The sequence below is a fragment of the uncultured Oscillibacter sp. genome (genome assembly GCF_910584465.1).
Lineage (GTDB): Bacteria > Bacillota > Clostridia > Oscillospirales > Oscillospiraceae > Oscillibacter.
Window position 1 is genome coordinate 1 of sequence record NZ_CAJUBK010000061.1, and the last position, 12185, is coordinate 12185.

The window sequence follows — 12185 nt, forward strand, 5'->3', positions numbered from 1 at the left end:
GGCGGATGCGGCCCGCGTCGCACATGCCGGAGGCGGAGATGATGACCTTGGGGGTCCGGTCCTCGTTGAGGGCCTTGGACTCCTCGCTGGACTCCGTGGCATGGAGGTTGGGGAAGCGGAACATGTCCGTGCCCCGGCGCACCAGCCACACCGCGTCGTGGTCCATGTAGCCCCGGAGGTCGCTGTCGAAGATGCTCGTGGCCTTCTTGGCCAGGGGGGAGTCGATGTACACCGGGAAATCCGGGCAGGAGGCGACCATGTGCTTCTCCTTGATCTCCCGGATGAAGTAGAGCAGCTCCTGGGTCCGGCCCACGGCGAAGGAGGGGATGATGACGTTGCCGCCCCGGGCCATGGTGTCGTCGATGATGCGGGCCAGGTCGTCCGTATAGGACCAGCTCTCCGGATGGTTCCGGTCGCCGTAGGTGGACTCCATCACCACGTAGTCCGCACCGGAGATCTGCACCGGATCGCGGATGACGGGCTGGTCCACGTTGCCGATGTCGCCGGAGAAGACGATGCTCTTCTTGATCCCGCCCTCCGTCAGGTCCATGATGATGAAGGAGGAGCCCAGCAGGTGCCCGGCGTCGGTGAACTCCACCTCCACGCCCTCGCAAAGCTGGATGAACTGGCCGTATTCACAGGTGGTCATGTGCTCCATGACCCGCTCCGCGTCCTCCACGGTGTAGAGGGGCTCGGTCCTGGGGGCGCCGGAACGCTCGCCCTTGCGGTTCTTCCACTCGGCGTCCTGCTCCTGGATGTGGGCGGAGTCCAGCAGCATGATCTCCAGGAGCTGGGCGGTGAGGCGGGTGGTGAGGATGCGGCCCTGGAAGCCCTGCTTGACGAGCATGGGGATCCGGCCGGAGTGGTCGATGTGGGCGTGGGTCACCAGCACGAAGTCGATGGTGTTGGCGGCGAAGGGGAATTCGCCGTTGGACACCTCGTCCCGGCCCTGCTGCAGTCCGCAGTCGATCAGGATGCGTTTGCCGTTGATCTCCAGGCAGTGACAGCTGCCGGTGACGCATTGGTCCGCGCCGTAGAAACTGAGCTTCATAGTGAGGTCCTCCTTCTCGCGGTCTGTGTCTGGTCTTTGTAAAGATATGATAGCATACCTTGACGGAATATACAAGGAAGGATCGAAAGGTTTTGCCGGATTTGGCGGAAATGCCCGGCGGCGCCGGGAGGTGCGGGCCCATCCGGCCCCGTCCCCCGGCGCCGCCTTGCCTCGGGAGGGGCGCCCTCCCGGGGGAGGGGAGGAGAGGGGACGGGCCTGTCGACAGGGAACGACGGCTTTGCCGGCGCGGTCTCCTTATAATGGGAGGGACAGGGCCGCCGCTCACCGCTTCAGGAGCCGCCACAGCGTGGTCCGGCTGATGCCCAGCCGCTTCGCCGCGGCGGTCTGGTTGCCGCCGGTCTCCTCCAGCACCCGGAGGGCCACGTCCTGGTTGATCTCCTCCAGGGTCCGGCCCAGGTCCAGGGGGACGGCGGTGTTCTCCGCCCGGAGGGCGAAGGCTCCCACGTGCCGCTCCTTGCGCAGGAGCTGGCGGACGCTGTCCGAGGTGATGGTCTGCCCCGGCGCCGTGACCGCCAGTTCCCCCAGGACCCGGCGGAACTGGGTGTAGTTGTGGGGCCACTGGAAGCTTTGCAGCGCGTCCATGGCCTCCGGCTCCACGCTGAGGATCTTCCGGGGCAGGTCGGCGTTGAGATAGCTCAGGGACAGGTTCACCAGGTTGGGGATGCGCTCCGCCATCTGCCGCAGGGGCGGCAGGTAGAGGGAGAGGCAGCAGAGCTTATCCAGGAAGAGGGACCCCACGGCGGAGATGTACTCCCCCGGCTGGCAGACGCAGGAGAAGATCACCCGGTTCCTCCGGCAGACGGCCATCTCCTCCAGGACGGCCAGAAGCTGCCGGCGCCGCTCCGGCGAGAGGATGTCGATGCTGGCGAAGTAGAGGGTGTTTCCCTCGTCGGAAAGGGGGGAGCTGTGGTGCTCCATCAGGAAGGTCCAGCTCCGGTCGTTGAGCATGCTGCAGTGGATGGTCACCAGCGGGTTGTTCCGCAGGACGCTGCGCATGTACAGCGCCCCCACCATGGACTCCTTCCCGGTGCCGTCCTCGCCGGTGACCATCACCGGGGCGCTGCTCTGGTTGATGCGGGCGATCTCCTCCTGGAAGTCCCCGATGGTCCCGGCGAAGCTGAAGATGCTGTCATAGAAGGCGTTCTCCGCCTCCGGCCGGGTGGCGAACTGGATGCCCACCTGGTTGGGGGAGAGGGGGGTCTTCCGGGCGTCTACGAAAAAGGCCGTGTAGGACTGCCTGCCGGAGCCGATCTGCCGGGCCCGGATGGAGTACAGCATCCCGCCCAGGTTGCGGACGATCCGCCGCTCCAGGCCCTTCTGGGACTCCGGCAGCTCCCGCCGCAGCAGCTCCAGCAGCTCCGGCACCGGGTCGTTCAGCGAGGAGAGGAAGAGGCTCCCGGCCTGGTCGAAGACCACCGTCTGGCTGATCTGGCCCTGGATCAGCTCCCGGAGGAACCGGTTCTCGTCCCGCAGCCTCTGCTGGCTGCCGCAGATCAGCATGGCCTGGTCGAAGGCGTTGCGGATGCTCTCCACGGAGGAGGTGAGCAGGAAGGAGTCCATCCCCAGGCGCTTGGCGGTGGTGTTGGCCAGGGTGTCGCACAGGACGGTCCGGCAGTGCCTGCTCTGGAGCTCCAGCAGGATGGGCTCCACCTGGCCGGGGGAGGCGTAGGTATGGATCTCCATGCCCCTGCCCATGACCTCGCACAGCCGCCGGGCGCTCTCGGCGATGTTGGGGGCGGCGATGAGGGCGGTCTGCCCGTCCAGGGGGCCGGCCAGCTTCAGGGCGCAGAGCAGGTCGTACATGGTCATCTCGATCTCCACCACCGGCAGGCTCAGGTCCCGCCGGAGCATGGAGGCGGTGTCGCCGCGGGAGATGACCACGTCGTAGTTCCCGTGGAAATTGGCCCGGGCGATCTCCAGGCCCAGCTCCCGGTCGCCCACGAACAAGGTCAGGTCCATCTGGGGGTATCCCTCCGCCAGGTTGCTCATCAGGGCCTTCATCCCCTCATAGGGGGCGATGCCCAGGACACGGATCTGCGTTTCCATGAAGCCCTCCAAATGCGTTTAAATTTTGAACACATTATACCAAACGCACAAAAATCCTGCAAGCCTTTTTCGACGTGTTTCAAAAATAAACGATTTGAAGGAGGAAAAAGGTTGCGCACATGGAAAGATCTTTATAGAATGACCTCAAAGGAACGGAGATGCAATGTGTTTTTTGAGTAAATTGCCGGAGATGACGCTCATGCAAAATAAGTGTTTCAAAAATAGACGGATAGGAAGTGCTGCATGGTAAGGCTTTTGATGATCGCGGATGACTTCACAGGGTCCCTGGATGCCGGCGTCCAGTTCGCGGTCCGGGGGGCGAAGACCTGCGTGGTGACGGACCCGGCCTACGACCTTTCCCAGACGAAAGAGGACGTACAGGTCCTGGTCCTGGACGCGGAGACCCGGCACCTGGAGCCGGAGGCGGCCTACCGGACGGTGTACCGGGCCGTGGAGAGCGCCTTGGGCGCGGGGTTCAGCCATATCTACAAGAAGACGGATTCCGCCCTCCGGGGCAACATCGGCGCGGAGCTGGCCGCGGTGCTGGACGCCGCCGGGGCGGAGAGCCTGGCGTTCCTGCCGGCCCTGCCGAAGATGGGCCGGGTCACCCGGGACGGCGTGCACTACATAGACGGCGTGCCCGTGGCTCAGAGCGTCTTCGGGGAAGATCCCTTCGAGCCGGTGACCGCCTCGTCCGTATCGGAGATCCTGGGGGCCCAGACGGAGGCGCCGGTGGTGCTCCACCGGCTGGGGGAGGAGGCGCCGGAGCCCCGCCCCGGCATCCAGGTCTATGACGCGGAGACCGAGGAGGACCTGCGGGACATCGGCCGGAGGCTCGGCCGGGGGGGCGCGGCCCTGTGCGCCGGGTGCGCGGGCTTCGCCTCCGTGCTGGCGGACCTGCTGGAGCTGGAGGGCACGCCGCCGGGACTGCCGTATCTGGAGCCGTCCCTCTTCGTGGCCTGCGGCAGCGTGAACCCGGTGACCCTGCGGCAGATGGAGACGGCGGAGGCGGCGGGCTTCCCCCACGTCCATCTGCGCCCGGTCCAGAAGCTGGAGCCGGCCTGGCTGGAGACGCCGGAGTGCGCGGCCGTGACGGCCTCCTGGCTGGAGACGGCGCGGCGGGAGCGGCGGTTCATCCTGGACGTGAACGACCCCGCCGGCTGCGGGGACACGGCGGACTACGCCGGGGAGCGGGGGCTGACCACCGAGGACCTCCGGGTCCGCATCTCGGACCAGCTGGGCCATCTGGTCCGGCGCCTGCTGGACGGGGGGCTGGACGCCACCATCCTCTGCACCGGCGGCGACACGCTGATGGCCTTGACCCGGGCCGTGGGCGTGGCGGAGCTGATGCCGGTGTGCGAGCTGGATACCGGGGCGGTGCTGACGGATTTCGTGTACCGCGGGAAGACGCATCATATCATTTCAAAATCCGGGGGCTTTGGCGGGCCGGACCTGTTCATCAGGCTGGCCCGGTCCATCGGCGCCGGAGAGCAAGAGGAGGATGTCATATGCTGACGAAGTATGAACTGAAGATGCCCCACGCCGTCTACAGCGGTGAGGGCGCCCTGGGCAGGATCCCGGAGATCTTCGCCGCCAACGGCGTGGAGCGCCTGGTGGTCTTCACCGACAAGGGCATCGAGGGCGCGGGACTGCTGGACCTGCCCATGGCGGAGGTCCGAAAGACCGGCGTGGAGACCGTGATCTTGGACGATCTGCCGGCGGAGCCCTCCTACATGGAGGCCCAGAAGCTGGTGGACCAGTGCAAGGCGTGCGGCGCGGACTTCATCATGGCCGTGGGCGGCGGCAGCGTCATGGACACCGCCAAGCTGGCCAGCATCCTGATGACGGACGAGTACGGCATCAAGGAGCTGCTGGACGAGCCCGGCCGGGCCAAGAAGTGCATGAAGGCCCTGATGATCCCCACCACCGCCGGCACCGGCTCCGAGGCCACGCCCAACGCCATCGTGGCCGTGCCGGAGAAGCAGCTCAAGGTGGGCATCGTCAACACGGAGATGATCGCGGACTACGTCATCCTGGACGCCATGATGATCAAGCGGCTGCCCCGGAAGATCGCCGCCGCCACCGGCGTGGACGCCCTGGCCCACGCGATCGAGTGCTTCACCAGCAACAAGGCCAACCCCTTCAGCGACGTCTTCGCCCTCCAGGCCCTGGACATGATCTTGAACAACATCGAGCGGGCCTGCGACGATCCCGAGGCCATGGACGCCAAGAACACCATGCTCCTGGCCAGCTTCTACGCGGGCGTGGCCATCACCGCCTCCGGCACCACCGCCGTCCACGCCCTGAGCTATCCCCTGGGCGGCAAGTACCACATCGCCCACGGCGTGTCCAACGCCATCCTGCTGGCCCCGGTCATGCGGTTCAACGAGCCCGCCTGCCGCCCCCTGCTGGCCAAGGCGTACGACCGCTGCCTCCGGGGCGGCGCCGGGACGGAGGAGGAGAAGAGCGCCGCCGTCATCGCCCGGCTGGAGGGCATCGTCAAGCACCTGGACATCCCCACCAGCCTGACGGAGTTCGGCGTGCCCAAGGAGGATCTGGAGGCCCTGGTCGCCTCCGGCATGGAGGTCACCCGCCTGCTGGTGAACAATATGCGCCAGGTCACGGCGGACGACGCCCGGAAGATCTATCAGGAAGTCCTGTGAAGGAATTTTGAATAAGGAGCGTACGAACATGAAGCAGGTCGAGATCAAGGGCATCATCCCCCCCGTCGTCACCCCCATGGACCCTAGGGACGAGAGCGTCGCTATCCCCGAGCTCCGCAACCAGATCGAGCGGCAGATCGCCGGCGGCGTCCACGGCATCTTCCCCTTCGGCACCAACGGCGAGGCGTACATCCTCAGCCTGAAGGAGAAGGAGGAGATCCTGGAGGCCACGATCGACCAGGTGAAGGGACGCATCCCCATCTACGCCGGCACCGGCTGCATCTCCACCCGGGACACCATCTACATGAGCAAGCGGGCCGAGGAGATGGGCGCGGACGTGCTGTCCATCATCACCCCCAGCTTCGCCCTGGCCAGCCAGAAGGAGCTCTATGACCACTACTGCGAGGTGGCCAAGCATGTGAGCATCCCCATCGTGCTCTACAACATCCCCGCCCGGACGGGCAACAAGCTGCTGCCGGAGACCGTGGCCAAGCTGGCGAAGGACGTGGACGTGATCCTGGGCGCCAAGGACTCCAGCGGCGACCTGGAGAACCTGAGGGCCTACATCCGGGAGACCCGGGACGTGGGCAAGGACTTCGCCGTCCTGGCCGGGAACGACGGCAACATCCTGACCTGCCTGAAAGAGGGCGGCGCCGGCGGCGTGGCCGGCCGGGCCAACCTGTGGCCCAAGACCATCGCCTCCATCTACGACCACTTCGTGGCGGGGGAGCTGGAGGAGGCCCAGGCGGCGCAGGACGCCATCGCCTCCCTCCAGCGGGTGTTCAAGTACGGCAACCCCAACACCATCATCAAAAAGGGCGTGGCCCTGCTGGGCTATCCCGTGGGCGACTGCCGCAGGCCCTTCAACTACCTGTGCGACGAGGGGATCGAGGAGCTGAAGGCCGTCCTGAAGGAGAACGAGGAGAAAGGCATCTGCTGAGCCCGCTCAGCGGAGGATTTTAAGGAGGAGTCGATATGAACAAACCGATCCTGGGCATCACCATGGGCGATCCCTTTGGCAACGGCCCCGAGATCACCGTCAAGGCCCTGGCGGACAAGTCGGTCTATGACCGCTGCCGCCCCCTGGTCGTCGGCGACGTGTCCGCCATGGAGTACGCCGCCAGGGCCGCCAAGAAGGTCTCCGGTATCGAGATGAAGATCCGGGGCATCCGGGCCGTCAGTGAGGCGGAGTACGAATACGGCGTCATCGACGTGTACGACCTGGGGCTGCTGAAGGCGTCGGACATCCCCGGCGACCCGGACGATCCCAAGCCCTTCGGGCTGGGCGCCACCGCCCTGGGCGGCGAGGCGGCCTTCCAGTACGTGAAGAAAGTTATCGAGCTGGCCATGGCCGGCGAGGTGGACGCCACCGTCACCAACGCCCTGAGCAAAGAGGCCATCAACATGGCGGACCACCACTACAGCGGCCACACGGAGATCTACGCCGACTATACGAAGACCAGCAAGTACACCATGATGCTGGCCCACGAGGAGCTGCGCGTGGTCCACGTCTCCACCCACGTCTCCCTCCGGGAGGCCTGCGACCGGGTGAAGAAGGACCGGGTCCTGGACGTGATCCGGATCGCCAACGAGGGCTGCAAGGCCATCGGCATCAAGGAGCCCAAGATCGCCGTGGCGGGCCTGAACCCCCACTGCGGGGAGAACGGCATGTTCGGCCGGGAGGAGATCGAGGAGATCCAGCCCGCCATCGACGCCGCCATGGCCGAGGGGATCGTCATCCCCGAGAAGAAGCCCACCCCGCCGGACACCGTCTTTTCCAAGGCGCTGGGCGGCTGGTATGACATCGTGGTCGTCATGTACCACGACCAGGGCCACATCCCCCTGAAGGTCAAGGGCTTCGTCTACAACAAGGCCGAGGGCCACTGGGACGCCGTGGCCGGCGTGAACGTCACCCTGGGCCTGCCCATCATCCGCGCCTCCGTGGACCATGGCACCGGCTTCGGCCACGCCGGAGACGGCCACGCCAACGAGCTGAGCCTGGTCAACGCCATGGACTACGGCATCCGCATGGCCAACGCCAAGGCGGAGGGGTGACTCCCGTTTGTCTTTACCCGGCACCGCCGGTAAAGGATCGTGTCATAAAAATTTGAAAGGAAGAACGATCATGAAGAAAGTATTTGCTCTCATCCTGACCCTCGCGATGGTGCTGAGCCTGGCCGCCTGCGGCGGCGGGGACAGCGGGAGCCAGAGCGCCCCTCCCGCCGACGGCGGCTCCCAGTCCGGTGACGCCGGCAGCGGCACGCAGAGCACCGAGATCTCCGGCAGCGTGGACCTGACCTTCGCGGCCCAGGAAGTCGGCACCGCGGCCTATAACTACGCCGCCGCCATCCAGACCGCCATCGTCAAGGAGATCCCCGGCGCCAACATCAGCATCACCACCACCTCCCCCGGCGGCGTGGGCGCCCCCATCATCGTCAACGGCGGCGCGCAGTGCGACATCGTCATGTCCAACTCCGCCCCCGCCAAGTGGAGCATGGAAGAGGGCATCCTGGGCAACGGCCCCACCCCCGACATCTGCGCCATCGCCGGCGGCCTGGGCCATGACTTCGTCAACGTCATGTTCACCCAGAAGTTCGTCGACGCCACCGGCATCACCACCGTGGAGGACCTGGTGGCCCAGAAGTACCCCGTGAAGCTGGTCATCAAGACCAACGGCACCTTCGGTGAGCTGGCCGCCGAGAAGGTCTTCGAGGCCCTGGGCGTGACCCTGGAGGACGTGGCCTCCTGGGGCGGCGTGGTCGAGAAGACCGGCGGCGACGCCATCAAGAGCGGCCTGCAGGACGACCTGTACGACATGACCATCGACCACATCGGCGCCGGCCAGGCCAACACCTCCGAGCTGTGCCTGACCCACGACATGTACGATGTCCAGCTGGGCGAGGAGACCATGAAGAAGATGGTGGAGATGGGCTATGACTACGTCACCGTCGACGCCAACACCTGGAACGGCCAGACCGAGGAGATCAAGACCGTCGGCTCTCAGCAGGTGATCTTGGTCCCGACGAACCTGGACTATGCCGTGGCTTACCACATGGCGAAGGCCGTCTGCGAGAACAAGGACGACCTGGCCAGCGCCGTGGCGGCCATGAGCTACTTCGATCCCGCCACCGCCGGCACCCTGACCCTCACCGGCGTGCCCCTGCATCCCGGCGCCGCCGCCTACTACGAGGAGATGGGCTACGCCCACGGCTGAGCCGCTCCCCGGCCCGAGGGCCTGAAGCGAGACCCGCCTGCCGCCGGGGGACGAGGATCCCCCTCGTCCCCCGGCGGCTTCTCTACACAACACCCACAGAACCTGAGGAGGGATATCGAACGATGGGAAAGAAACTCGAATGGCGCCAGGCTGCGGCGATCGCGCTGACAGTGGTGTTCTTCCTGTTCCAGATGTATCTGGCACTGATCAAGCAGCTGCCCACCATGCTCCAGGCGCCCCTGCACCTGCTCTTCGCCCTGGCGCTGGTCTATCTCTACAATCCCCCTGACAAGAAATACCGCAAGAAGCTCCAGAAGGCGAAGGGCGGCGACGCCACGGAGCAGGAGCTGGATAAGTTCGCCTGGTCCCGCTGGATCGACGTCCTGGTGGTGGGCTGCATCGTCTTCCAGCTTTACTACGTCCTGACCCGCTACCAGTCCCTGGTGGACCATGTGCTCTTCATCAGCCCGGTGGACGGCATCGACATCGCCTTCATGGCGATCACCGCCGTGCTGCTGCTGGAGGCCGTCCGCCGCACCCTGGGCGGCATCCTCTTTGGATTCATCCTGCTGTTCATCGTCTACGCCTGGACCGCGCAGTATCTGCCCGGCATCCTCTACACCCGGGGCAAGCCCATGGCCGCCATGCTCAAGCAGTTCACCGAGGGCATGACCATGAGCACCTCCGGCATCTTCGGCTCCCCGCTCCAGACCTCGGCGAACAGCCTGTTCTACTTCATCGTCTTCGGCGCCTTCTTCTCCGCCTTCGGCGGAGGCCAGCTGCTGATCGACATCGGCATGAAGGCGTCCAACAAGGGCTCCGGCGGCCCCGCCAAGGCGGCGGTCATCTCCTCCGGCCTCATGGGCATGATCTCCGGCTCCGCCGTGGCCAACGTGGCCACCACCGGCGTCATGACCATCCCCATGATGAAGAAAGTGGGCTATGAGCCCGAGGAGGCCGGCGCCATCGAGGCCGTGGCCTCCACCGGCGGACAGGTCATGCCGCCCATCATGGGCGTCGGCGCGTTCATCATGGCGGAGATGCTGGGCATCTCCTACGGCAAGGTCGCCGCTTCCGCCATCATCCCAGCCGTGGCGTACTACTTCGCCGTGTTCGTCCTGGTGGACCGGCTGGCCGCCAAGCGGGCCAGCCGCCTGGACGGCAAGGTGGACACCACCATCCAGGTGGAGCGCAAGATCCTCCCCCGCCTCTACCTGCTGCTGCCCGCCGCCATCCTGGTCGCCTTCATCATCATGGGCGCCTCCCTGATGCGCGCCGGCACCATGGGCATCTTCGCCTGCCTGGCCTGCGACGTGATCAGCTATTTCGTGGGCGAGCGGAAGGACTTCGTGGGGCTGAAGGGCATCTGGGCGTGCTGCATGGACGGCGCGAAGCAGGCCGCCGAGATCGCCATCCCCACCGCCGCCTGCGGCATCATCATCAACGTGGTCACCGGCCAGACGGCCCTGGCCACCAACCTCTCCGCCGTCATCAGCGGCCTGGGCACCGAGAACCTGTTCCTGGCCCTGCTGATCGGCATGGTGGGCTGCATGCTGCTGGGCATGGCCCTGCCGACCGTGGCCGCTTACCTGGTGGGCGTGATCTTGTTCGTGCCCTGCATCCGCCCGATCCTGATCGCCGGGGGCATGGCCGACGCCACCGCCAACCTCTGCGCCAACATGTTCGTGTTCTACTACGGCATCATGGCGCAGATCACGCCTCCCGTGTGCGTGGCGTCCTATACCGCCGCGGGCATCGCCGACGCCAACGCCATGAAGACGGGCCTGAAGGGCTTCACCTTCGCTATGGTGGGCTTCCTGGTCCCGTTCGTGTTCGTGTACAACCCGGCCATCCTGCTGGAGGGCAGCGTCATGGAGATCGCCCTGGGCGCGGCCATGCTGCTGTGCGGCACCTTCTTCCTGGCGGTGGAGGTCGCCGGTTACTTCAACATCGACCTGAACGTCGTGGAGCGGGTGCTGCTCTTCGTGGCGGCGATCTGCCTCATCAGCCCGGAGATCGTCACCTCCGTCATCGGCATCGTCCTGGGCGCGGTGCTGCTGTTCCTGAACACCGCCCGGAAGAAGAAGGCCGCGGCCTGACCGCCGCCCCTGCCTGTACCGAGGACTCCCCCTGCGGAGCCGGGCGGGACGGCCCCGCCGTCCCGCCCGTGCCCTTCCCCGCACACTATCACGTTTGAAAGGATGAGACCCATGAAATATCCCGTCCTGCCCGGCCTGACCCCCGACGGCGTCCTGTATGAGAACCTGGAAATGGGCACCGTGGAGGCCGTCATCCCCCCCGGCGTCCACCCCACCTGCCACTCTCCCGCCACGCTGGAGCTGCCCGGCGGCGACCTGCTGTGCTGCTGGTTCGCGGGCACCTATGAGGGCAGCGCCGACGTGCACATCGTCTGCGCCCGCCTGCCCAAGGGCGCGGACCGCTGGACGGAGCCCGTGGATATCTCCGGCGACCCTGCCCGCAGCGAGCAGAACCCCTCCCTGTTCAACGGCCCCGACGGGGCGGTCTGGGCCATGTACACCGCCCAGAAGGACCGGGAGGCGGGGAAGGACAACATGCAGTTCACCTCCCAGGTCCGCGTCCAGAAGAGCACGGACGGCGGAGCGACCTGGGGCCCCTATGAGACCATGTTCCCCCGGGAGGGCACCTTCTGCCGCCAGGCGATCCAAGTGCTCTCCAACGGCCGCTGGATCTTCGCCAACTGGCTGTGCACCGATTCCGTGGACGGCCTGTCCGGCGACCCCACCGTCTTCCAGATCTCCGAGGACCAGGGGGCGACCTGGCGGCAGGTGGATATGCCGAACAGCCGCGGCCGGGTCCACGCCAACGTGGTGGAGCTGGAGGGGGGCCATCTGGTGGCCTTCATGCGGGACCGGGAGGCGGCGAACATCTACCGCAGCGAGTCCTTCGACTGGGGGGACACCTGGTCGGAGCCCCAGCCCACGCCCCTGCCCAACAACAACTCCAGCATCAGCGCCATCCGGCTCCAGAGCGGCCGGATCGCCGTGGCCTGCAACCCCACCTGCACCCCGGAGCCCGTCCCCGGCAAGGCGGCCTGGCCCGGCCTGCGGTGCCCCGTGGCCGTGGCCCTCAGCGAGGACGGCGGCCGGACCTTCCCCCTGATCCGCTGGATGGAGCGGGGCGAGGGCTTCATGGGCGACGAGAACAAGAC

At 66.4% G+C, this 12185-nt stretch carries 9 protein-coding genes; 7 read left to right on the plus strand and 2 right to left on the minus strand.

Going from position 1 to position 12185, the window contains the following annotated elements:
* Positions 1 to 1051 (minus strand): MBL fold metallo-hydrolase (locus QZ332_RS11350; RefSeq protein WP_295765458.1); only part of this gene is annotated, 1051 nt, incomplete at its 3' end.
* Between the two features lie 282 nt (positions 1052 to 1333).
* Positions 1334 to 3118 (minus strand): sigma-54-dependent transcriptional regulator, encoded by a 1785-nt coding sequence (locus QZ332_RS11355; protein ID WP_295765460.1) that lies wholly within the window; start codon positions 3116 to 3118, stop codon positions 1334 to 1336.
* Positions 3119 to 3361: 243 nt separating this feature from the next.
* On the opposite strand from QZ332_RS11355, the gene QZ332_RS11360 reads away from it, so the two are divergent.
* From QZ332_RS11360 to QZ332_RS11390, 7 genes are all read left to right on the plus strand, one after another.
* Positions 3362 to 4633 (plus strand): four-carbon acid sugar kinase family protein, encoded by a 1272-nt coding sequence (locus QZ332_RS11360; protein WP_295765463.1) that lies wholly within the window; start codon positions 3362 to 3364, stop codon positions 4631 to 4633.
* Positions 4627 to 5781 carry an iron-containing alcohol dehydrogenase gene (locus tag QZ332_RS11365; protein ID WP_295765465.1) on the plus strand — a complete coding sequence of 385 codons (1155 nt, stop codon included), beginning with the start codon at positions 4627 to 4629 and terminating at the stop codon, positions 5779 to 5781. Before QZ332_RS11360 ends, QZ332_RS11365 begins: the two co-directional genes overlap by 7 nt.
* Before the next feature lie 28 nt (positions 5782 to 5809).
* On the plus strand, positions 5810 to 6721 hold the full coding sequence (gene dapA / locus QZ332_RS11370) for a 4-hydroxy-tetrahydrodipicolinate synthase (protein WP_295765468.1): 912 nt from the start codon (positions 5810 to 5812) through the stop codon (positions 6719 to 6721).
* Positions 6722 to 6756: 35 nt separating this feature from the next.
* Positions 6757 to 7836 carry a 4-hydroxythreonine-4-phosphate dehydrogenase PdxA gene (gene pdxA / locus QZ332_RS11375; protein WP_295765470.1) on the plus strand — a complete coding sequence of 360 codons (1080 nt, stop codon included), beginning with the start codon at positions 6757 to 6759 and terminating at the stop codon, positions 7834 to 7836.
* Positions 7837 to 7906: 70 nt separating this feature from the next.
* Complete coding sequence (locus QZ332_RS11380) at positions 7907 to 8995, plus strand: TAXI family TRAP transporter solute-binding subunit (protein ID WP_295765472.1); 1089 nt, start codon at positions 7907 to 7909, stop codon at positions 8993 to 8995.
* A gap of 122 nt (positions 8996 to 9117) precedes the next feature.
* Entirely contained in the window at positions 9118 to 11094 is a 1977-nt protein-coding gene (locus QZ332_RS11385; protein ID WP_295765474.1) for a TRAP transporter fused permease subunit, read from the plus strand.
* A gap of 111 nt (positions 11095 to 11205) precedes the next feature.
* Positions 11206 to 12185, plus strand: a 980-nt coding sequence (locus tag QZ332_RS11390; protein WP_295765476.1) for an exo-alpha-sialidase, incomplete at its 3' end; no start/stop codon positions are given.